This window comes from Aminobacter sp. Y103A (assembly GCF_030294925.1).
GTDB classification, from domain to species: Bacteria; Pseudomonadota; Alphaproteobacteria; order Rhizobiales; family Rhizobiaceae; genus Aminobacter; species Aminobacter ciceronei.
Genome location: NZ_AP017986.1, coordinates 1,381,368 through 1,404,222, shown reverse-complemented (window position 1 = coordinate 1,404,222; position 22,855 = coordinate 1,381,368). Strand labels below are relative to the sequence as shown.

At 62.7% G+C, this 22,855-nt stretch carries 17 protein-coding genes and 3 pseudogenes; 7 read left to right on the top strand and 13 right to left on the bottom strand.

Going from position 1 to position 22,855, the window contains the following annotated elements; genetic code table 11:
- Positions 1-178 precede the first annotated feature (178 nt).
- From Amn_RS06770 to Amn_RS06745, 6 genes are all read right to left on the bottom strand, one after another.
- A complete protein-coding gene (locus Amn_RS06770; RefSeq protein ID WP_286295261.1) occupies positions 179-718 on the bottom strand; it encodes a plasmid pRiA4b ORF-3 family protein in 540 nt (179 codons plus the stop codon).
- Between the two features lie 75 nt (positions 719-793).
- Positions 794-2,377 carry an IS66 family transposase gene (tnpC, locus tag Amn_RS06765; RefSeq protein ID WP_286297879.1) on the bottom strand — a complete coding sequence of 528 codons (1,584 nt, stop codon included), beginning with the start codon at positions 2,375-2,377 and terminating at the stop codon, positions 794-796.
- A gap of 93 nt (positions 2,378-2,470) precedes the next feature.
- On the bottom strand, positions 2,471-2,818 hold the full coding sequence (tnpB, locus tag Amn_RS06760) for an IS66 family insertion sequence element accessory protein TnpB (protein ID WP_286288509.1): 348 nt from the start codon (positions 2,816-2,818) through the stop codon (positions 2,471-2,473).
- Positions 2,815-3,216, bottom strand: a complete 402-nt coding sequence (gene tnpA / locus Amn_RS06755) for an IS66-like element accessory protein TnpA (protein WP_286288512.1) — start codon at positions 3,214-3,216, stop codon at positions 2,815-2,817. The genes tnpB and tnpA overlap by 4 nt, the downstream gene beginning before the upstream one ends.
- Positions 3,217-3,376: 160 nt before the next feature.
- The gene (glmS, locus tag Amn_RS06750) at positions 3,377-5,200 is read right to left on the bottom strand and encodes a glutamine--fructose-6-phosphate transaminase (isomerizing) (protein WP_286295260.1); all 1,824 of its coding nucleotides are present in this window, start codon (positions 5,198-5,200) and stop codon (positions 3,377-3,379) included.
- 454 nt (positions 5,201-5,654) lie between these two features.
- Positions 5,655-6,302 carry an acyl-homoserine-lactone synthase gene (locus Amn_RS06745; protein WP_044549225.1) on the bottom strand — a complete coding sequence of 216 codons (648 nt, stop codon included), beginning with the start codon at positions 6,300-6,302 and terminating at the stop codon, positions 5,655-5,657.
- Between the two features lie 680 nt (positions 6,303-6,982).
- On the opposite strand from Amn_RS06745, the gene Amn_RS06740 reads away from it, so the two are divergent.
- Positions 6,983-7,735 (top strand): carbonic anhydrase, encoded by a 753-nt coding sequence (locus Amn_RS06740; protein ID WP_010914007.1) that lies wholly within the window; start codon positions 6,983-6,985, stop codon positions 7,733-7,735.
- A 405-nt stretch (positions 7,736-8,140) separates the two neighbouring features.
- Here Amn_RS06740 and Amn_RS06735 read toward each other — a convergent pair whose 3' ends face one another.
- Positions 8,141-9,175, bottom strand: coding sequence for an IS110 family RNA-guided transposase (locus Amn_RS06735; protein ID WP_202330503.1), 1,035 nt, complete (start codon positions 9,173-9,175; stop codon positions 8,141-8,143).
- Between the two features lie 119 nt (positions 9,176-9,294).
- Here Amn_RS06735 and Amn_RS06730 point away from each other — a divergent pair.
- The 6 genes and pseudogenes from Amn_RS06730 (at position 9,295) to Amn_RS06705 (ending at position 13,882) form a co-directional block, all read left to right on the top strand.
- Positions 9,295-10,227, top strand: a pseudogene (locus Amn_RS06730) (IS630 family transposase).
- Positions 10,228-10,527: 300 nt separating this feature from the next.
- Positions 10,528-11,217, top strand: a complete 690-nt coding sequence (locus tag Amn_RS06725; protein WP_096453950.1) for a B3/B4 domain-containing protein — start codon at positions 10,528-10,530, stop codon at positions 11,215-11,217.
- Between the two features lie 84 nt (positions 11,218-11,301).
- A complete protein-coding gene (locus Amn_RS06720) occupies positions 11,302-11,940 on the top strand; it encodes a LysE family translocator (RefSeq protein WP_010914002.1) in 639 nt (212 codons plus the stop codon).
- Between the two features lie 18 nt (positions 11,941-11,958).
- Positions 11,959-12,846, top strand: a complete 888-nt coding sequence (locus tag Amn_RS06715) for a dihydrodipicolinate synthase family protein (RefSeq protein ID WP_069093303.1) — start codon at positions 11,959-11,961, stop codon at positions 12,844-12,846.
- A gap of 29 nt (positions 12,847-12,875) precedes the next feature.
- A pseudogene (locus Amn_RS06710) lies at positions 12,876-13,031 on the top strand (tyrosine-type recombinase/integrase); the annotation flags it as partial.
- Complete coding sequence (locus Amn_RS06705) at positions 13,028-13,882, top strand: tyrosine-type recombinase/integrase (protein WP_244672974.1); 855 nt, start codon at positions 13,028-13,030, stop codon at positions 13,880-13,882. The pseudogene Amn_RS06710 and the gene Amn_RS06705, both read left to right, overlap by 4 nt.
- A 1,460-nt stretch (positions 13,883-15,342) precedes the next feature.
- Here Amn_RS06705 and Amn_RS06700 read toward each other — a convergent pair.
- From Amn_RS06700 to Amn_RS06675, 6 genes and pseudogenes are all read right to left on the bottom strand, one after another.
- Positions 15,343-15,546 (bottom strand): annotated as a pseudogene (locus Amn_RS06700) (cold-shock protein); the annotation flags it as partial.
- Between the two features lie 358 nt (positions 15,547-15,904).
- A complete protein-coding gene (locus Amn_RS06695; RefSeq protein WP_286295254.1) occupies positions 15,905-17,557 on the bottom strand; it encodes an MFS transporter in 1,653 nt (550 codons plus the stop codon).
- Between the two features lie 405 nt (positions 17,558-17,962).
- Positions 17,963-19,018 carry a type 2 isopentenyl-diphosphate Delta-isomerase gene (fni, locus tag Amn_RS06690; RefSeq protein ID WP_286295252.1) on the bottom strand — a complete coding sequence of 352 codons (1,056 nt, stop codon included), beginning with the start codon at positions 19,016-19,018 and terminating at the stop codon, positions 17,963-17,965.
- Positions 19,019-19,102: 84 nt separating this feature from the next.
- The gene (locus tag Amn_RS06685) at positions 19,103-20,005 is read right to left on the bottom strand and encodes a terpene synthase family protein (protein WP_286295250.1); all 903 of its coding nucleotides are present in this window, start codon (positions 20,003-20,005) and stop codon (positions 19,103-19,105) included.
- Positions 20,002-21,552, bottom strand: coding sequence for a hypothetical protein (locus Amn_RS06680; protein WP_286295249.1), 1,551 nt, complete (start codon positions 21,550-21,552; stop codon positions 20,002-20,004). The genes Amn_RS06685 and Amn_RS06680 overlap by 4 nt, the downstream gene beginning before the upstream one ends.
- A 310-nt stretch (positions 21,553-21,862) precedes the next feature.
- Entirely contained in the window at positions 21,863-22,828 is a 966-nt protein-coding gene (locus Amn_RS06675) for a polyprenyl synthetase family protein (protein ID WP_202327574.1), read from the bottom strand.
- Positions 22,829-22,855 lie beyond the last annotated feature (27 nt).

The window sequence follows — 22,855 nt, the reverse complement described above, 5'->3', positions numbered from 1 at the left end:
AGCGCTATTGCTGCGTATTCGATGCTTTTCTCGACCGGGTTTGCCAGTAGGCACAGCCAAGCAGCGTGAGGGGAGGCCAAAGGGATAACCAATCGTCGCTAAACGGCATGCTCCAGCAAATAACGGCAAGGCGGTAGCGGCGTAAGCCTCCGGTGGGGGCCGCGGCCGCCTTGGATTGTCAGCGTGCCTGACTACGGCTTTTCTCGAAGCCGACCTTGCCGAGAGCGCGGCGTCTGGCGAGCTTTTTCATCCGGGTTTGGATTTCGTCTTCATCGGCATGTGCGGGATCGAACGGACGGCCGTGCCAGCGCTTGAGTTCGCGATGCTGCTCGTGCTTGGGATCGGCGATGGCGTCGAGGAACAGTTCGAAGCCGGGGATGCCGCCGACATCTTCGGGTGGGGCGCGGCCGGCGCCGTCGATGTAGCGGGGATACTCGGCGGCGGGATCGGCATCGGCGACCGCCTCGATCGTGATCGTGTGCCTCCAGTCGTCACCGAAGTCGTAGGTGTAGGTCAGTTGCATGATGCCGCGATCGACCAGCGAGCCGAGCCGCAAGGTCTTCGCCGAGTAGGTTTTATCGCGCAGGCTATCCCATTCGGGATTAGGGATGGCGTAGCGCCTTCCGTCGGCGCGGAACTCGAACAGGTGATAGTCGTCAAACGGCATGGCCGCCTGGATTACGTCGTGCAAGGCCTTGAGCGTTGCCGTCAGCGGCACCTCGGCGCGCCGCCAGATGGCTGGCTGCCAGTCATCGAAGCTGGATCCTGATGCGGGCGATGCGATCGGCGTGGCTCATGCCGCCAATCTTGCAGATTGCGCCTTCCAGTTCCACGGCAGGAGTTCGGACAGCCGGCTTTGCGGCGTGTCGGCGATGCGGGCGAGCACATCGGCGAGCCAAGCCTGCGGGTCAGCATCATTGAGCTTTGCCGTGCCGATCAGGGTATACATGACGGCCGCGCGATCGGCGCCACGGTCCGACCCAGCGAAGAGCCACGACTTTCTGCCGAGAGCCAAGCCGCGCAGCGCCCGTTCGGCAGCATTGTTCGTCAGGCAGATGCACCCGTCTTCGAGGAAACGAGCGAAGCCCGCCCAGCGTTTGAGCATGTAGTCGATCGCCTGGGCGACCGGGGCGTGGCGCGAGAGCCTGGCACGCTCGCCACGCATCCATGCTTCCAGCTCGGCGACGAGCGGCGCGCTTCTTTCGGTCCTGACGACAAGACGCTGCTCGCCAGCCAAGCCGTTGATGTCGCGCTCGATGTCGAACAGGAGATCGATGCGTTTGACGGCTTCGAAGGCGATCGGCGAGATCGGCGGCGCGGCCTTTCCCCGACGAGCATTGGCGGCGATGTCGGCAAGCACGAAGAACTTGCGCCGCGCATGGCTCCAGCAGAGCGCCTCCGTCACCGGTCCGGGCTTGCGGTCGCGGAGGTAGAGCCGGTTGTAGCCGGCATAGGCGTCGGCCTGCAGAATGCCGGTGAACTGCCTCAGGTGCCGCTCGGGATGATCGCCGGACCGGTCGCGGGATGCGTAGAACAGGGCTGCCGGTGGTGATGCACCGCCGAAGGGCCGATCGTCGCGGACATAGATCCAGGCTCGACCGGTGGTCGTCTTGCCCTTCGCCAGGATCGGCACCGTAGTGTCGTCGCCGTGAAGCCGCTCTGCCGAGAGCACATGGTCCTCGATCAGCGCATGCAGCGGACGCAGCACCACCGCGCATGCGCCGACCTGATCGGCCAGCGTCGACAGGCTCAGCTCGATGCCTTCGCGGGCATAACGCTCACTCTGCCGGTTCAGCGGCTGGTGCTGGCCGAACTTCTCGAACAGCACCATGGCAAGCAGGTTCGGGCCGGCAAAGCCGCGCGGCGTGACGTGGAACGGCGCCGGTGGCTGCGTGATCGCCTCGCACTGCCGGCACGAGAACTTCTCGCGCACCGTCTGGATCACCTTCCACTGGCGCGGGATCACCTCCAGCGTCTCGGTGACGTCCTCGCCCAGCTTAGACAGCCGGACCGATCCGCAGCACGGGCAGCTCTCGGGTGCGGCAATTACCACGCGCTCGCGCGGCAGATGCTCCGGGAACGGCTTGCGCGACGGGCGCCGGCGCTCGAATGAGCGAACCGTCTGTGTCTGGGACGCCGCCCTCTCGGCAGCGAGTTCGTCCTCCGATGCGTCCGCCTCCAGATCCTCGAGCTGTAGTACCATCTGCTCGAGCAGCCTGGCCTTGCGTTCCGAACGGCTGCCATAGAGCTCGCGCCTGAGCTTCTCGATCTCCAGCTTCAGTCGTGCAATCAGCGCCTCCGTCCCGGAACTGACCGCCGCCGCGCGGGCGGCAAGGGCTTCGGCCTCAACGCGCGCGGCGCGCTCCGCGAGGATCATCGCGTGGGCGGCGGCGAGGTCGGAAGGGAGCGATTCAGCGGCGGACACCAATCGATGGAATCACATCCACCGCCATGTGCAAGGCCAAAATCGTCAGCCGGTCGCCGTCGGCCGCCAGGTCTTCTGCGGCATGCGCCAATCAATGCCTTCGAGCAGATAGCCGAGTTGGGCCGGCGTGATAGTGACTGCGCCGTCGGCCGGCGATGGCCAGATGAAGCGGCCGCGCTCGAGCTTCTTCGAGAACAGGCAGGCGCCCTGGCCGTCGTGCCACAGAACCTTGATCAGATCGCCGCGACGGCCGCGGAAGACGAACAGATGACCATTGTGCGGATCACGCTTTAGCGTCTCCTGCACCACCAGCGCCAGGCCCGGAAAGCCCTTCCTCATGTCGGTGTGGCCGGTCGCCAGCCATACCCGCACGCCGCTCGGAACCGGGATCATCGGGACCCGAGCGCGTCCAGAACGCGCCGCAGCGCCTCGGCATCTACGTCGCGATCGACGCGGACGCGGCGCCCGCCGCCAAGCTCGATCTCGATGATGCCGCTCTTGCGGCGACGTCGGCCGGGAGACGCCGATGGCGCCGGCGCCTCAACGGCGGGCGGCGCAGCAGCAGGAACGATCTCGACCGCGACCAATTGCGAGGGACCGGCATCGACCCGATCACACAGGTCCTTGCGCCATCGAAAGAGTTGGCTGACGTGAATGCCCGCCGATCGCGCGACTTCCGACACCGACACGTCAGGCTCAAGAGACGCCGCGACCAGGCTCTCCTTCTCCTCACGCGACCACCGCCGGCGTCTCTCGACCGACGTGATCACCTCCACCCGCGGCATCGTCATAGGGCTACTCCTAGGATTATCCCTAGGACTTCCGACGTTCGCCCTCAGCCCGCAAGGCGGTCCTCACCGGAGGGATACGTAGCGGCGCGCTTGAGCCCCGGTTGAAGTGCTTGGAGTTTTTTCCGAATGGGCGAGCGTTGCGACTAATGAAGGCGTCACATCACTCGACGGTGACTGATTTTGCCAGGTTGCGTGGCTGGTCGAGATCTGTGCCCATGAAGAGCGCCGTGTGGTACGCAAGAAGCTGTATCGGCAGCGAGAAGATCATCGGCGCGATAATCTCGTCGGTGGCCGGCAGCACGATCGTGTGCATCGTATCGAGTTTCGATGCGGCTGCCCCTTTTCCATCGGTGATGAGGATAATGCGCCCTCCGCGGGCGGCCACTTCCTGCATGTTGGAGAGGGTCTTGTCGAAAAAGCGATCATGTGGCGCGATGACGATCACTGGGATGTTCTCGTCTATCAATGCGATAGGACCGTGCTTCAATTCACCCGCCGCATAGCCTTCGGCGTGGATGTAGGAAATCTCCTTGAGCTTCAGCGCCCCCTCCATCGCCAGCGGGAAATTTGTGCCACGGCCGAGATAAAGGACATGATGACACTTTGACAGTTCGCGCGACAGAAGCTCAATCTCCGGCTGGATGCTGTCCAGTACCTGCCTCATGAGGCGCGGCATTTCGGCGAGGCTCTCGACGAGCGCCTGCACCTCATCTTCGGTCACGGTTCCGCGGGCCTTGGCTGCGTGGATGGCGAGTGCGGCAAGAGCGGCTAGCTGGCAGGTGAAGGCCTTGGTGGAGGCGACGCCGATCTCTGGGCCGGCAAGGATCGGGAAGACCACATCGGCCTCCCGAGCGATGGTCGATTCGCGCGCATTGACGACAGCGCCAATTTTCAGCCCAAGCTGCTTGCAGTACCTCAGCGATGCCAGCGTATCGGCGGTTTCGCCCGACTGTGAAATGAACAGAGCCGCAGACTGCGGCGACAATGGAATCTCGCGATAGCGGAATTCGGATGCAACATCTATTTCGACCGGCAGGCGCGCATAGCGCTCGAACCAGTATTTTCCGATCAGCCCGGCGAGATATGCGGTGCCGCAGGCAGAGATCGCCAAGCTCGGGATCTTGGCGAAGTCGATGCCAGAAACCGCATCGGCACCATTTTCGATGAAATTGATATAATGACCGAGCGCATCGGCGATGACCTCGGGCTGCTCGAGGATTTCCTTCTCCATGAAGTGGCGATGGCTGCCCTTGTTGGCCAGAGTGGCCACGGCCACGGAGGTCTGGCGCGGACGCGCGACGGGGTGGCCGTCGTAATCAAATATATCAGCGCCCGTCCTGCCGACAACGGCCCAGTCACCGTCGATGAGATAGGTGATTTCATTCGTGAATGGAGCAAGCGCGATCGCGTCGGAGCCCAGGAACATCTCGCCGTCGCCGTGACCGATCGCCAGCGGTGGTCCATTGCGCGCCGCGATGATGGTCGACGGATCATCCTCAAAGAGGATGGCAAGCGCGTAGGCACCCCTGACGCTTTTCAGCATGGCATGCACCGCCTCACCACGCCTCATGCCCTCCCGGCGGTGCCTTGCCAAGAGATGCGCAAGGACCTCAGTGTCGGTGTCGGTCTGGAACTCGGCTCCCGTCGCCGCCAATTCGTCCTTCAGTTCGGCGAAATTCTCGATGATGCCGTTATGGACGACGGCCACACCATCCGTGAAGTGCGGGTGTGCATTGCGTTCCGTCGGTGGCCCATGGGTTGCCCAGCGGGTGTGGGCGATGCCGATGGTACCACCCAGCGGCTCTTCCTTGAGTCTCCTCTCGAGATTGACGAGCTTGCCCTCCGCGCGCCGGCGGTGCAAGGTGCCATCGGTGATCGTCGCAATGCCGGCCGAATCATAGCCGCGGTATTCCAGACGCTTCAATGCGTCGACCAGGCGTTCCGACACCGGCTGTTGCCCAACGATGCCAACAATTCCGCACATGTTCTTCTCCGAATTCTTCCCGGCAGCCTTAGCCGACGCAGACGAGGGACGCCGCCCGGCATGCGCTCAGTTAGAGTCTTCTAATGGAATCCAGTCAGTTCGGTAAAATTGATTGTTGGGATAGCCATCATCCACGCCATGGATGAACTAAATCTCAGTCCAATGCGGGTGATGTGAACCGGGGCGTACGCTTCCGCCTTCAACGGGCTGCGCATATCATGGCCGGCGCCCTCACCTGCGTTAATAGCATGCAAGCCGGCCGGAGGAGACGGGGAATACTTGGGCCGAGTGCGAATGGGTAGTCCCAGCGCACTCTTTGATCTCGTCGTTCAATTGTGCGGACGCTGCTTCATGCATCATTCCTCGGTTTGCTTCTCCAGGCCGGACGCAATGACTCCTTTCGGCGACGAGAAGCAAACCCTCTCTTCCGATCCCTGGGGCCACGCACCACGTCTTAGCTACCGCATGGGCCGTGCGGCAGGCCGAGAATCGGTCGCCACAGTACCGGCCCATTCAGACGTCCCCTCCAGCGGATGCGCAACAGGCTGGCGTGAGAGATCTCGAGAAACCCGGCCACCGCCTCCGTTTTGCCGACGGGCTGCGGCTTTCCGATGCGCGACAATGGCCACGTTGCGAGGCGAAGGATCCGTTCCATACGCGTATCGGTCACCGTCACGATCCGGGTGAGATTGTTGGCCAAGCCGAATTCGATCATGCCGGCGAAGAGCTCGTAGGTTGCTTGGGCAAGGCCGCCTGCCGCCTTGGGCGTTGATGGGGGCAAATCGAGCGCGAAACGGCTGCTTTCCCATATGTCGGGACTCGCGGGCGCCACAGCTTCACCCAGCAGCGCCGGGAATGTGTCGCGCAACATGGTCGGCCCAGTGGTTGGCAAGAGGCGCACGCAGCCACGAATTCGCCAATCGGATCCCTTGAGCAGCAGATAGACAGGCTTCAAGTCGTCAAAGGTGTCTGTTTCCATTTCGCCTCCGGTCTGAACTTCCCAATCGAGCCTCTCCTTGAAAACCCGATATCTGAGCCCGTGCATCTCTTTGAGCTCGCCTGCGAATTCGCTGTAGAGGCCAGGTGTGATCAGCTGAATCATTCGTCGCCTCCGTGCGGGTTGTGTTCCCGCCATCGAAGGGCAAAGCGCACAGCGATGCAGCCTGTGGACGTTTACAGCTATCCTCGCGGAAGGATCCGGATCTCGCCTGACCGGAGGCAGCCAGCCTGGCAACCGCATGGATCGTCCGAACGCGAGCTTTGCTTGGCATTTTCCAGATGGAAGGTCCCCTTGCCCTTTGAGACCTGCTTTCCAAGGCGTATTCGCGAGTTTTATCCATGCCTTTATGGTCTTGGGAGCGTGGCGGGCAGGCTACACAGTGGGTGGCCGAGAGGTCGGGAATCAGTTGGAATGGAGGAATTCGTCTCGCCAAAGAGGGGATCCTTTGCAATGCACTGCCTGCCCGACACTCCCGCTTCAACGTTACGCGCCACATACCGCCGAGTAACAGCCGGACCGGCGACGCCGGCTGTGCTGGTTGTTGGCCTGATCAGCGGCGGCACGGTGAATCTGAGCCACGTCGCCAGCCATTTCCACGGACCGGCGAGCGTAGCCTCCAACGATCGCCGGCGGCGACGCTTCTTCCCGTTTACCAGTTCGACGAGGACTGGCTGGCGTGTACGCTGGTGGCGCGGCTCAACCTACGCCCGCCCTTGCGGCTGTGCCTTGACTGCACCAATTGGAAGCAAGGACATAAGGTTCGCATCAAGGAGCGAGGCAATATGCATCGTCGTAACCTGATTAGAGCATTCATCGCGCTGGGCGTGTGCCCGATCTGCGCCCAGACCGCGCGTGCGGCCAGCGCCCATTGGGGATATGGCGGCTCGGTCGGGCCGGAGCATTGGGCCGATCTGGACACGAGAAATTTCGCCTGTTCGGCGGGCAGGCAGCAGTCACCCATCGACATCGCCGGCACGGTAAAGGCGGATATACCGCGCATCGACATCAGTTGGCTCAAGGGCGGCGGCAGGATGGTGAACAACGGCCACACCATTCAAATCAACATGCCGGAAGGCAGCACCTTGACCCGCGGGGATCGCGTCTACCAACTGGCACAGTTGCATTTCCACGCGCCGAGCGAGCATCACGTGGCGGGCATGAGCTTCCCGATGGAAGCGCATTTTGTCCATAAAGACACAAAGAGCGATACTCTGGGTGTGCTGAGCGCCCTTCTTATGCCTGGCGCGACAAATAACAGCTTTGCCGGTCTCGCCAAGGTCTTTCCGGCCCGGCCCGGCGAGGAGATGGCAGTTGACGAGTTCGATCCCAACGGGCTTTTGCCGGCCTCGCTCGGCTATTGGACCTACGAGGGATCATTAACGACTCCGCCCTGCACCGAAAACGTGGAGTGGATGGTTGCAATGGAACCGGTCGAGGTCGACACCGCAGACATCAAGCGGTTTACGACGCTTTACGCATCTAACGCGCGGTCGATCCGTCCCTCCAATCGGCGCTTCATCCTAGGCCTCAGCTAAGGTCATCGCGCGCGTCAAGCAAAACCGCGGTAACAATCGGGGGGTTTCGAACAGTACGACGGCACCCTGGTGGCGCTGGCATCGACCATAATGCCCTAGAGCGGGATGAATTTGGATTGAATCGAAGGGGATTCCCAAGGGTCTGCAAATCAGATTCATATGTGGACGCCCCTGATTGGCAATGGCTTTTGGTGAGCTTCTGATCGGTCGCTTTCATATGTCCGGCCTGTTTGTGCGGAGCAGTTTCCGCTGGCCCTGATGGAAATCCGCGAACGAGATCCCTGATCAAGCTGGCGCATTCGAGACGCATTGAATCACACGGGGTGTTCTCGTTCTTGGTCGATCATCTCGCATCACGTTCTGCCGTCACCAATTCCTGTGTTTGCCTGTAGCGGCTGGCGGCCGTCAGCAGGCGCTGATCCGATATGGGCTGAACTGCTGCCCGCGGGCGAGAAGAGCCCAGGCGATCCGCGCGGTCTTGTTGGCGAGAGCGACCGAGACCAGCCGCACCGGTTTCTTCGCCAGCAACGATTGCAGCCACTGGGCTCCTGGCGTCTGCTTGCCCCGGTTGTGACGGATCACGGCCGTAGCGCCGACGACAAGCAGCCGGCGAAGATAGCGGTCTCCCTGCTTCGAGATGCCGCCGAGACGTTGTCGGTCACCGCTCGAGTTCTGTTTGGGGACGAGGCCGAGCCAGGCTGCGAACTGGCGCCCGGAGCGGAACTGGCCGGGTTCGCTGACGGTGGCCACGATCGCCGTCGCGGTGATCACGCCGATGCCAGGAACGGCCGCCAGGCGCCGGCTCGCTTCGTTCTGGCGATGCCATTCGTGCAAGACCTTGTCGAGCTTCCGGAGTTCGTCTTCCAGTTCGAGGAGCCGGCGAACCAGCGTCGTCATCGCCACCTGCGCCATCTCAGGAAGCATAGTCTGTGGATCATGCTCGTCGAAGACGGCACGCATCAGCTTTATGAGGTTCACCACACCCGGGTTACAGACCAGTCCGAACTCCGCCAGATGCGCCCGCAGGGCGTTTGCAGCCATGGTGCGCTGGCGCACGACCAAGGCTCGGGTCCGATGAACCATCAGGATGCTTTGCTGTTCTGGCGTCTTGACTGGAACGAAGCGCATGGTCGGGCGCCGGACGGCTTCGCAGATCGCCTCGGCATCCGCGGCGTCGTTCTTGCCCCGCTTCACGTAGGCTTTGACATAGGCGGGCGGCATCAGCTTGACCTCATGCCCCAGCACCGCCAGGGCTCGCGCCCAATGATGCGCCGTCGCACAGGCTTCCATGCCGATCAGACAGTTCGGAAGCTTGGAGAAGAAATTGATCATCTGCTTCCTGAGCAGCCTCTTCACCACGACGACGGTGCCGTCATCGGCAATGCCATGAACCTGGAATACGCTTTTGGCCAAGTCGAGCCCAATCGTTGTAACCTTCATGTAAACGCTCCTTCCTCGGTGGTTCCGATCATCAACGGCCACCTTAAGGCACATCGATGCCGGCGCGAGGGGGCGTCCACCTCATCAAGATGCTGGCTGGGAGAAGGAGACCGGCATGGATGGGCAAGCCATATTCAAACGATCTTCGGGACCGGGTTGTCGCTTCGGTTGAGCAGGAGGGGCTTTCGCGCCGGCAAGCAGCGGCGCGTTATGATGTCGGCATCAGCTCGGTAATCAGATGGGTGGGGCGCTTTCGAGAAACAGGCAGCGTCAGCCCCGGCCAGATCGGTGGACACAAGCCCAAGAAGATCCGCGGCGCCCACCGCGACTGGTTGGTTGAGCGCTGCCGCAATGAGGCCTTCACCTTGCGTGGGCTGGTCGCGGAACTGGCCGAACGCGGCCTGAAGGTGGACTATCGCTCGGTCTGGGCCTTCGTTCGCGAGGAGAAGCTTAGTTATAAAAAAAGACGCTGGTCGCGGCCGAACAGAGGCGTCCCGACATCGCGCGCCGGCGTCAGCAATGGTTGAAGTATCGCGCAGCGATCGATCCTTCACGCCTGGTGTTCATCGGCGCCGTTGCGCGGCTGGGCGCCGGTCGGGGAGCGGCTCTATGCCGAGGTCCCGCACGGCCACTGGCAGACCATGACTCCTGGCGGCACTGCGCCATGATCGCCTGGACGCGCCATGGCTGATCGACGGACCGATCAACGGCGAGCGGTTCCGGCTCTATGTCGAGCAGGTTCTGGTTCCGACCCTTAAACCCGGTGACATCGTGATCATGGACAATCTCGGCTCGCACAAGGGCAAGGCAATGCGCCGCGCCATTCGCGGCGTCGGTGCCAGACTCCTGCTCCTGCCGAAATATTCGCCCGATCTGAACCCGATCGAGCAAGCTTTGCCAAGCTCAAGCACTGGCTCAGAAAGGCGGCGCGCCGAACCGTCGATACTGTCTGCAGCGCGATCGGCGAAATCCTCGATGGCCTCACCGCAACCGAATGCAACAACTACTTCGAAAACGCCGGATTTGTTCAACCTAAAATCATCCCGCTCTAGGGTTCACAACAGCATGACCGGATCATGGGGAACTTGTGGGCCGCTTGCTTGCGGAGAACTGGGTGGCGTCACCGACACCCGTACGCTCCGGCCTGGATCTGCTTGATCAGGGATTGATAAATTCGACGCGTCGCTCCCGTGCTGCGAGAACCCTCCTCATACTGGACCAATTAAAATCTCCAAAAGTGGCAGTTTAGTTTGGACCAGTGAACTGCAATATTGGCTTGCAGTCAGGGAAGCGATCGTGACTGGTCGCGCCGGTCATGGATTGCTTGCGCTCGAACTGATGGAGTTGCCTGGATGTTTGAGGGTCCCATCATCGACGCTCGAATTAAGAGTATTGCATCGGGATTTAGAGCCGTGAGCGTCTACGTCGATGCCACTTCAGCTGAAGAAGGACGTTTCGATCCCCGATTGCTTGGTGAAGCCTGCGATTGCGCGTTGGCGGATGGCCCGGCTTGGGCAGAAGCTCATCTGGCGAGTTGGTCCGACGCCTACGCCGTCTTTGGCGCGAAGCCTAACCGTACGCCGTGCTCAGCCCAGGCCCTCAGAAAGCGGGTTCTGAAAGACGGCACTCTTTCGACGATCAACCCGATCGTCGATCTCTACAACGCCATCAGCCTGAAATACGCAGTCCCGGTGGGTGGAGAGAATTTTGACGCCTATGTCGGAAGACCCCACCTGACGATCGCTGACGGGAGTGAGACGTTCGACACCATGGTGAATGGAGAGGCGGTCAACGATCCTCCCTTGCCCGGTGAGGTCATCTGGCGCGACGACATTGGCGTCACCTGCCGACGCTGGAACTGGCGACAGGGCACTCGAACCCGCCTGAAGACCCTAACAGGCCGGATGTGGTTCGTACTGGAGGCGTTGGAGACCATGCCGGACGATGCATTGGCAGAGGCGACGGATGCCATGGTCGGAGGGCTGAATGCCTTGATGCCTGGCTGCAAAATCGCGAGCCAAGAAATTGCCATCGCCGGATGAGGTTTCCGGTCGAGCGAGTGGATCCATGGCCGCCCGGGGCATCCGGCGCGATCGATCCGATCGAGATTATCAAGGGCTGAGAGAATGAATGTCGATCTCCATCAGTTGCTCATCGTCTTTGCTGCATATGTCATTGCCGCGGGGAGCCCCGGCCCGAGCAACATGCGCATTATGGGGGTTGCGATGGCGCGCGGCAGAGGTGCTGCGCTCATGCTCGCCTCCGGCGTCGTCAGCGGCTCGATCTTTTGGGGTTTTATGGCCTCCACCGGCATCTCCGCCCTGTTGGCCAGGTACGCCCAGGCACTGCTCGTTCTGCAGGTTTTCGGGGGGCTTTACCTGCTATTCCTCGCCTTCAGGGCGGGACGGTCGGCGCTTACGTCGAACGAGAAGCTGGCGGTGCGCGCATCGACCGACCAAGTCGCTCTTTCGCGGGGTGAGCTCTATAGGAAGGGCCTCTTGATGCATTTGGCGAACCCAAAATCCGTGCTGGCATGGATCGCGCTCGTCACGCTGGGGATCGGTCCGAATTCATCGTGGCAAAGCATCGCAGCGATATTGGGTGGCTGCGCCATCCTAAGTGTCACGATATTCTGCGGCTACGCCATTGTCTTCTCCACACCGCCTATGGTGGCTCTATATCGCCGCTGCCGCCGCTGGATCGAAAGTCTGTTGGCGATGTTCTTCGCGTTCGCCGGGCTGCGTATGCTGCTTTCCCGTATGTAGTTTCGAAAGGAATGGATGATGACTTTGTTTCGCGGCCTGTCGGCGTTCCCCCTTACGCCAACCGATGCGGAAGGGCATGTCGACACCGAGGGTCTGGCTCGTTTTCTCGAGCGTATTCAACGCGCCGGAGCGGACTCCATCGGCCTTCTGGGGAGCACGGGCGGTTATGCTTACCTCACCAGGGAAGAACGCAAGCGTGCCGTTCAGGCTGCCGTGGAATGCATCGGCGGCAAAACGCCTCTTGTCGTGGGTGTGGGTGCATTGCGTACCGATGAAGCTCAGGCTCTGGCGCGCGATGCCAAATCCGCTGGCGCTGACGGCCTGCTCCTGGCACCGATGTCCTACGTTCCCCTGAACGAGGACGAAGTCTTCCAGCACTTCGTCGCGGTGGCCGAGGCGGGGGAATTGCCTTTGTGCATATATAACAATCCAAGCACCACGCGCTTCACATTCAGCGACGCATTGATCGCCCGGCTGTCAGAGGTGTCCAACATCGTCGCGGTGAAAATGCCTCTGGCGGCGAATGACGATTACGCGGGGGAACTGGCACGTTTGCGGTCGATGACGCCTGACACGTTCACAATCGGATACAGCGGCGATTGGGGCGCGGCGGATGCCCTGCTTGCCGGATGTGACACCTGGTACAGCGTTGCGGCAGGTCTGCTGCCGGTCCCGGCGCTTGCGCTGACGCGTGCAGCGCAGTCCGGCGACGCGGTGGAGTCCACTCGGTTGAACCGCGCTTTCGGGCCGCTCTGGACCTTGTTCAAACACTACGGCAGCTTCCGCGTTATGTTCGTCATCGCCGACTACCTCGGTCTGGCGCACGTCCAGCCACCGCGCCCTATTTTGCCGTTGCCGGAGGACGCCGGAGATGACATTAGGCAGGCATTGGAGAAGCTCGAATAGCCGAGCACAGGGCATGCCCAGTGCAACTGCGTGCGGGCGAAGATGTCGAGCGGGAACTGCCGGTCCTCTCGACCTTTCTCGGCCACGCAAATGTTCGCGACACCTACTGGTATCTATCCGCCGCGCCGGAGCTAATGACCCATGCCGCGCGACTGCTGGATGAGCGGTGGGAGGTTCGCTCATGAGTGCCTCGAACGATCTGGCCGTGCTGATCGAGCGGTGGTTCACCGATCGGCTCATGCGACATCGAGGCGTAAGCTCCAACACCATCGCCTCCTATCGCGACACCTTCCGGCTCCTGTTTGCATTCGCGCAGACACGCCTTGGCAGGTCTCCGTCGCAGTTGACACTGCGGGATTTGGACGCGCCTTTCATCGGTGCATTCCTGGAGGACCTTGAGACACTGCGATCCGCCTCAGTGAGGACCCGGAACCTCCGCCTCACGGCCATTCGGTCTTTCTTCAGATATGCGTCGTTCGAGGAGCCGGCCCATAGCGCCCAGATTCAACGCGTGCTCGCGATCCCGAGCAAGCGATGCGACAAGCGACAGCTTCAGTTTCTCACCAGGCCCGAGATTGAAGCGATCCTGGCCTGTCCGGATCGCAGCACATGGCTGGGACGGCGTGATCACACTCTGCTGTTGCTGGCCGCGCAAACGGGGTTGCGGGTCTCGGAGATCATCGATCTCGACCGGGACTCGGTGATGCTGGGGCACGGTGCCCACGTGCGATGCGTTGGCAAGGGCCGCAAGGAGCGAAGTACGCCGCTCACCAAGGTTGCACAGCAAGCCCTTCGGGGCTGGCTCAACGAGCCCAGGAAGCGGGGCGCAACGGCTCTCTTTCCGAACACGCACGGCGGCAAGCTGAGCGCCGACGGCGTGCAGGCGCTGCTGAACAAATACCCAAATAGAAGGGCGTCTCAAACCAAAAGGCACGGACATCAAACGCCATCAGAGCCTCGCCGCTACCCCCGTGGCGGAAGGTTGCGTACAGACTTGCCGCACAGAACCCCAAGGCGAGTGAGCACGCGATGCTAATGGCTATGTTGGGGGACGTCGTTTTTGTAGAAGACATTGTTCCATGGCCGAATTAGCCGTGCTGATGCTGCGCTTGCTTCAGACACCGAACCGAGGTCGCGATGCCGACGCTCGACAGATCGATGCCGCAGCGGGTGGTGCGATGCTTGCATCGCGCCACCCGGCAGACGTGGATTTTGAAAGTTTCACTAAGCAGCTACGTCGACGGCCAGGGAATTGGAAACAGCAAGGCCGTGAACGGAATTCGGGAGAGGAAGCGTTACTGCCATGGCCGAGACCTCAACGGCCGGTGCGATCTCTGCTTCTCCTAGCCTCCATTAGATCCTCTCGGGCGTGATTGTAGGAGTGGCTTATGTCCCGGCCGACTTGACCACCCCGCTGCAGCTGTTCGTGGGAGGTTTGCGGGCCAACTGTATCACGGACTGCAGCCCCAATACCTGCTATGTGGGCGTCCAGATCCGCACTGCGTTCCTCTGCTGCATGCCGCGGAGGAGGCATCTGCGGCAAGATGTCTTGCATGCCGGGAATTGAGTGAGCTTGGCCCTGTTGATTTGGATCTAACTGGTGATACATCGCGTACATAGCATTGGATGCTGTCGACCTGACGTGGCCATCCGGATCGGTAGCCAATTCAGCGGCCTGATCAAAAATGCGAGCTTTATTTTCAGCGTTAAACTTGCTGAAGTTTTGCGCAGCGTAAAGCGCTCCGATAGCTTGCGAAGGTGGATCCATGTTGCCAATGCGATTAACAATACTATCTTGTGTCTCTGGCCGAAGGTAATGAGACACATTACTGACTGCTCTGAATTGCTCCAATGCTACTTCATCCGAGGTGTGTCCCAACCCGGCAGTCAATTTATCTCCCAGATCGACGGCTGATCGTCCAAGCTGATTGGTCCGCGTTTCAAACTTCGCGAGGTCAGTTTCTGGCTCGGTTCGAGTGCCCCGAACGGCTATGCGCTCTCGCCTCCCGAGTTCTTTGAAGGTCCCAAGATTTCGCGCTGTATCGCGCGGGTTTAGCGCTTACCAGCCGTTCTGCAACATCGGTCAATGGTCCGTATGGAAGGTCACGGAGGGTACTGCGATTCCCCACGTCTTGGGATGAACTTGCAGCTGCGCGTGCCCGTTTGTTATCGCGATCCATTGCTCGGCCTCCAAAGTCGTTAAGTTACCCAATCAGGGTACCACCGACGCTTGACCTGCTAAACCGATATGAGGTTACAGTTGTAGTCTGGCAGAAGCTTCTCCCAACTCTGGGATACGCCGAGAGCCGTAACCGGGGCAGATTTCCGGGCGGAAGGGGTTTGCGGCGAGAGCGTTCGTGATTCACCGTTTGCGTGACGCATCAGGATCGTCTCGTAAAAGAGAGTCCGTCGCGATACGCCCCGCGAATGACGATGGTACATTCGGCTTGACTTATCCTTCGCGCTCTGCGGGTCCGACGAGAAAATCAGCCTACCCTTGCTGAGACTACCTGCGGAGGACTTGCCGCTACGGCGGTCCTGCTCGATCTCGTACTTGATCTTCTGCCCATCAACGAGGTTTGAAAGTCCAGCCCGTTCTACAGCTGGAGTATGGGCGAAAACGTCCTGACCGCCGTCATCGGGCTGGATTAAGCCAAAACCTTTGGTGCTGTTGAACCACTTCACTGTTCCGGTCGCCATATCTGTGTATTCCTCTGTGGCCAGTGCGAACCAGACGGGCCGTGAAGCCGATCCTGTTCACATATTTCGTAGAGTTAAACCCAGCAAAAACCAGAATTACCCACCTCGGGGTTGCGGCGCGAAAAGCCATTGCTCTGTTTGGGAACGCACCGAACAGGTGCCGGTGAGCTTGAGCGCAACGCGCTGCAAGACGCTCGAGTGCCGAGGAATCTCTCCGACAAGGATACGTCTGAGCCGCCCAGTATGCCGGCTCGGCAACCACTCGAATGGATCGAAGCCGATCTGCAAAACGGATGGTGAGAGCGGTGGCTCGTTTCCAACCCATCCTGTCTCACCAGCGCGGACGCCTGGACGGATGTCAACGCCGGAAAAAGAACCGCATCGATTGGTCCCGCTTGCGGCCAGCTCCAGTCGGCCGCTCGATCGCAAGCGTGGTTCGAGGAGGAAGCTCTCCCAGGTGCAATGCGAGGAGACGCTGGTCCAACTCCTTGTCGGCTGCCGTAAGGCGGTGGTTCAGGCGAAGGTAGTCCATCCAGGTCGGGGTGCGGAAGGTTTCTGTCCAACGCGAAGGCTGCTGGAGGTCGCGCTGGAGATTCCAGTGTCGCGCACCAACGCCGCTTTGTACTCGCCGCCGTTCCCGCATCTGCTCCAGGAACGCTTCGACATTTGCTTCGGGTATTGAATATTCGATCTTGGCGACGATCGGCCCGCTTCGGGGCTTCAAATCCAGGGCAACCTGAGGCGTTTCGAAGCCAAGAGGAGCCTGATCGGAATCTTTCCATTGACGGATGGGCAGCAGGAAGCCGGTGCCAGCGACCAGCAGCAGCGCGCCACCTGAAAGCTCCAGAGCCGAGCTCAGCGAATAGCTCTCGACCACCGTACCCCACAGCCAGCTGCCAGCCGCGATGCCGCCGGATGAAAGGGCGTAATAGATCGAGAGCGTGCGACCAACGACCCACCTTGGACTCGCCAACTGGACGCTTACGTCCAGCCCGGTCCAGGTCACGACCCAGCCCGCGCCGCCGAGCGCCAGCGCGATAGCCGCCACCGCCACCGAGGGGGTGAAAGCAAGCGATAGACAACAAGCCGCACAGGCGATGCACGACAGTGTCGTCAAACGTTCCTGGGACAGCCTCCGTCTCAGAATGTTGTTGCAGATGCCGGCGAACAAGGCGCCGGTCCCGAAGCCGGCCATCAGGATGCCGTAAACGACTGGCCCTCCCCCCAGCTGATCGCGGGCGACGAGAGGCAAGAGCGCTAGTATAGAGATGCTCGTCAGCCCAAAGAGGGCACCGCGGGCAATTGCTGCCTTGATTTCGGATGACAGGGCAGTGAAGCGCGCTCCGTCATGGATCGCCGTGGTCAATGGTTCACTCGGCAGCGGTGACGGGCGAACTTGCCATTTGCAGCGCCCTATGGTCCACAGCAGCATCAGATATGTAAGCGTCGCCACTGCGAAAGCCGTCAAAGGGCCAAAGGAAGCAACGACGACTCCACCGAGAGCGGGACCGATGCTTCGGACGGCGTTATATCCGACCGAAATAAGCGTGACGGCGGCCGGAACATCGCGCTTTCGCAGGATATCGCCAACCGACGCGTGCCAGGCGGGGTCGGTGAAAGCGGCGCCTACTCCGGCCAAACAGCTGAATGCAAGAACCATCCATGGATTGAAAATTCCGAGACCTGCAAGAACAGTCAGCATCGTCGAGGACGATGCTATCACGCACCAGCCAGCGAACATGAGATTGCGGCGGCTGTAATTGTCCGCTAGGGCGCCGGCGATAATTGACAGGAGGAATGTGGGCAAGGTTGTCGAAGCCTGCACCAAGGCGACCATCACATCCGATGTCGAAATGGTCGCCATCAGCCAACTGATGGCAACCATTTGAATCAGCCACCCTAGACTGGATACCTGTGTGGCAATCCAGATCGGACGGAAAGTTGAATTCTCGAGCGGCGCGAACGTTGCCGATGACACCGGATTAACTTCTTCACGCGCCACCCCGCTCATTGGGCCGAGCCTCCCTTCGCTGCCAGTTGTATGAGATTTCTCCCCGCCCACGTGCCCATGGAGGAATGGCAGGATCAGGGCATTTTATCTGCGCAACGCAAGTTATTTTTGCCTGGCCGATGCTGTGGCAGAACCGAATGCTTCCGGTGGAGCTATCGTTCCGCTATGCGGGACGAGACCGGTTCGATCCTGTCGCTCTCGATCCCCGACCACGTTACAAGAATCGTCAGTTTGACGTTCCTTAGCGTCTCCAACCAAGCCACGTCCTGGGCATCGACTTCCCTTCTGGTGATCACGAGCTCCCGCGCATTGAACCGCCTCGCCAAGGTGGATCAGTAGTCATCTTTGGCGTAGGTATTCAGCAGCCTGCTAGGCGCCCGCCGCCACGTGCGGGCGACGCCGGCATCAACCGGCGGGCAGATGCGCCGAGGGCAACAACCGCGCCTGACGCAACGCCGCCAGATCAGCCGAGCCGGTGCAGAAGCAGGCAACGGCCAACTGGCGGATGACGATCTCGAAATGCGCGACAACCGCCTCGGTGGACACCGTCGCCGCGCGCAGCACGCCGGCCGCCTGCCCGGCGATGTCCGCGCCCAGGCGGATGGCCTTGGCCACGTCGACGCCGTCGCGGATCCCGCCCGACGCGATCAGCTTCACAGCTGGCAGCGCCCGACGTACCGCCTGCACGCTGGCCGGGGTCGGAATCCCCCAGTCGGCGAACGCCATCGCCACTGCACGGTCGGCGGCATCGCGGGCGCGCTCGCCCTCCACCGCGGCCCAACTGGTGCCGCCGGCGCCGGCGACATCGATGACCGCCACGCCCGCCTTGACGAGCGCGCAGGCCACCGAGGCGGACAGGCCCGACCCCACTTCCTTGGCCACAATCGGCACGTCCACGCTGCGCGCGGCGCGAGCGATCTGCGCCAGGACGCCGCGCCAGTCGCGGTCGCCCTCCGGCTGTACCGCTTCCTGCAGCGCATTGAGATGGACGATGAGTCCATCGGCCTCCAGCGCATCCACCGCCCGGCACGCCAGGTCCAGGCCGTCGGCCTCGCGCAGTTGCGCGGCGCCGATATTAGCCAGCAAGGGAATGTCTGGGGCCATGCGGCGCAGCGCGCGCGTCAGCCCCTGGGAGTTGCGGGATTGCAGGCTCACGCGCTGCGAACCGACGCACATGGCGATCCCCAAGGCTTGTGCTGCCTCGCTCAGATGCCGGTTGATGGCCTCGGCGCGTAGCACGCCGCCGGTCATGGAGCTGATCAGCAGCGGCGCGCGCATGGTCTTGCCCAGCAGCGAGGCGCGCAGGTCGATCTGCGTCAGGTCCAACTCGGGCAATGCGCAGTGTTCGAAACGGATGTACTCCCAGCCGGCGGCGACCGTGGCCGGCGCCGTTCGCCGATCCAGCACGATGTCCAGATGGTCGTCCTTGCGCCGGCTCGGGATGTTGTCGCTATCGCTCATGCTCGCTCCATCCGTCGCATCGGGGGACGGCGTTGCATCGGATCGGACCGACGGCAGCGCGCGCACGCAGCCGCATCCCGCCGTTCAGGCGGGCGCACGCTGGCCTCCCCCCGCAGCGTCGCTGGGGTAGCGGCTGGTCGAGGTCTGGTAGTACTGCGCGCGGATGGCCGCCATGGCCTCGATCAACGCTCCCCACGGCGCGGGAAAGCGTTCTTCCGCCATCACCCGGTGCAGCATGCGCGTATGGCCGGCCAACTCGTCGTTGAGGAACTCCACCACAGGCATAGCCGGATAGCGCTGCCGCAGCAGGATCGCCGCGTTGTCGTCCTCGCCCGCCGACCTGTCCTTGTCGCGTCCATGCAGATCGTTCTGCAGGCGCCCTATCGCGGAGATGAGCCGCAGGACCTGGCGAAACGCCGGACGCGCGCGCAAGGTCGCCATGTCCAGCCCCCACAGCAACGACAGGCAACAGAACACGTTCGTGTAGGCGATCGAATCGATGCCGTTGTGCAGGTACTCGGCGTAGGACCAGCGTTCCGCCCCTACCGCCTGCGCGTGTCCGGCGCGCAGCGCCGCGCAGTAGCACCGAGTGTCGTCGAGCAGCCGAGCATAGTCGCGACGATCGTAGGCGAGCGCGGCCAGCGAAGCGCGCAGAGCAGCGCAGCCCTCGAATCCGGGGAGCGCGCACGGCACGCCCTGCCCCAGCGCCTGCTCCACCGCGGCGAGCTCCTCCGGCGCGATCAGGCCAAGGTCGTTGCAATCGTCGAGCCAGAACAGCAGCGCCAGTTCGCGATAGAACGCCACGATCAGCGTTTCGGCCTGCGGATCGCGGCCAGTGCGGGCGCAGGTGTCGCGCAGGCTCGGGTGGATGCGCTGCAGGATGTACTGGCCGCCCCTGACCGCTTCCACGGCATGCTCGTCGGCGAACCCTGTCAGGGAACGCCCCCACTCCAGCACCTGCTGCAGCGCGCGTTCGGTCTGGATCATGGCGCCGCTCCTGCTCCCTCGGCCAGGACGCGCCGCCCCCAACGAAGCGCCAGCCACAACCCGGCGAGTTCGGCCACCCGCACGACCCGGGTGGGGCAATACAGTTCCTTGCCGATCCACAGCGCCGTCTGCGGCAATGCATGCGCCACATGGCGAGCGAGCATCCACTCCAGCGCACGCGCCACCGCCTGCGCGATGCGCCGGCGCCCTGTCGGCTCTTCGCTCCCGTCCATGACGTGCAACGCGAACAGCGCATAGGCGGTTTCCTCAAATGAGGACGCGCGACCGGCGCCCCAGCCGCCGTCATCGCGCTGCGCCTGCAGCAGCGCCGCCAGCGCGCGCTCGTCGCGCCACTGGGGCTTGCCTTGCGCCAGCGCAGCGACCGCATGCGCGGTGGGATACAGCCACGAAACGTGCCATTTTTCGTTGTCCCATAGACCGTGCGGGTTGCGATTGGCCTCGACGTAGTAGCTGGTGCCGGCGGCGGGCTTTCCCAACAGTCGCAACGCATGCAGGGCATGGATGTTGGTCGACACCGAGGCATTGCGCTCGCCGGGGAAGGTGACGAATAGCTCGCCGATTTCGAAATCGCGCAGCGCATCGACCGGCGGGTCGCGACCTGCAAGGCGCAGGACGCACAACGCAACGGAGGTGTCGTCGGCATCGGCTGCGAAGTGCAAGGCCGGGCCCAGACCGCGCACGCCCATGCGGGCGTCGAGCTGCGCGACGATCACGCGCACGGCATCGGCGAACGCGGGATGCGCGAACAGCCCGGCCAGATGCAGGGTGTACAGCGACCAGCATGGCTCGAACACATTGATCGGCCAGACGTTGGGAACGACACCTTCGATGCCGCTGCGCGTCGCCCGCGATGCCGCCTGCAGATACGCGTCGGTGCGCCCGACCTGCGGCGTGCTCCCATGTGTTACGGCGTGCGCACGCCACGCGGCGGTGGCCGCCGGACTGATGCCAATGCTGCCGTCGTCGTCGGGGCATGCGGTGGTCGGCGACGTTCCCCAGGCTTCCCAGGAGTGCAGCAACGGATGGCCGCTCGGCAACGTCGCCACCGCCCCCAACTTGACAAGGCACGCCTGCCGCAACGGCAACAGCGCCGGGTGGCGCGGAAACCCCACGCCGCCCAGCAAGGATGCGGCCTCGCCGCACAACTGCGGCAGGATCAGCTCCGCGCCGATCGGCGCGTCCTCCGGCACCGAATGCGCGTAGGGATCGGGGTGGCGCTCGAGGAACCGGGTTGCAGCCTGGACTGCGTCGGCCGCGCCGGGAAGAGGATCGGCACGCTGCAATGTCAGCAACGTCGCCCAGGTGGGCGCATGGCGGAACAGCGGGAAGTCCGCGCTTCCCCATCCGCCATCGGCCTGTTGTTGCGCGATGAGCCACGCGTATGCGTCCTGCCGATCGGTGACGTTGCCGTGGAACTGCAGAGCTCGCGCCGTGTCGTAGACGGACGGACCGACGCTGCCGCCGTCGCTCATCTCGATCAGCAGGTGGCGCAATTCGGAAAGGATCTGTTCGGACAGCGCGTTCACGCGGTATGTTCCTTCTGCAGACAGTTGACGGGAACCTGGATCGGGCAGACGCCGCGCACGTCGCCGCAGGCCCGTCGCGGCCCGGCGCACGGGCAGCGCCGGACGGCCGCCCTGCTCCGGCGCGGCGACGCGCCCCATGCTGGGGCCGGTCCGCCGCATAGGCTTGCGCGCAGCGCGCAGCGTGAGCCGCGGCTGTGCTGGGCAACCGCTGCGATCGCCGCCGCCGACTTGGACACAGTGCAGCATGCACCGCTCACGCCGGCCGATCGATCGCAGCGGCACAGGGGCGACTCCATGCGGACGGGCGCGCTCATGCGCATGGCGCGTGCTTGAACAGATACGCGTTGGCCCGTTGCAGCATCTGCGCCAACCGTTCCGCACGCGTTCCCAGCGGGGGGATGGCCTCCCCGGCGTCGCGCAACAGATCCAGCGCCAACTGGCGCGCTGCCTGCAGCCCCATGATCGACGCACAGGTCGGCTTCTGCGCCGCCGCGTCCTTGCCGGGGGTCTTGCCCAACGTCGCGGTATCCGCTGTCGCGTCGAGAATGTCGTCGACCACCTGCAACGCCAGGCCGAAACAGGCGGAGTAGCGATCGAGCGCACAGTACAGCGCAGCGTGGGCGGCATCCTCCGCGATGGCGCATAGCGCGCCCATGCGAACGGACGCGCGCACTAGTGCTCCGCTCTTCATCCGGTGCATCGCCACGATCCGGTCCAGCTCGACGTGCTTTCCTACCAGCGACAGATCCATGGCCTGCCCGCCTGCGGCACCCTCGGCGGACACCGCCTGCGCCAGTTCGCGCACGAGCGCGATACGGTTGTCGCTCGGCGCATCCAGGCTCGCCAGGGTCAGGAAGGCGTGCGCCTGCAGCGCATCGCCGACCAGGATCGCAGTGGCTTCGCCGAACTTGACGTGCACGGTCGGAAGGCCGCGGCGAAGCACGTCATCGTCCATTGCGGGCAGGTCGTCGTGGACCAGGGTACAGGCGTGCATCATCTCGATGGCGGCGCCGACATCGTCGAGCATGGGCGCCGGCGTGTCGGCCAGTGCGCCGGTAGCCAGACAGAGCAAGGCGCGGGTGCGCTTTCCGCCATGCAAGGTGGCGTAGCGCATCGCCGCCATCAGCTCGGTCTCACCGTCGTCTTCGGCGCAGAGAAGACGCGCCAGCGCCTGTTCGACCCGCCTTGCGCCGTCCTGCATCCAGATCTCCGACGGCAGCCTGCCGGATGCGCCGCGCGCCTGCGCGTCGTCGTGTAGCGTGGAATCGGTCTGCATGTCGTTCATGTCCTTGTATCTGGCACG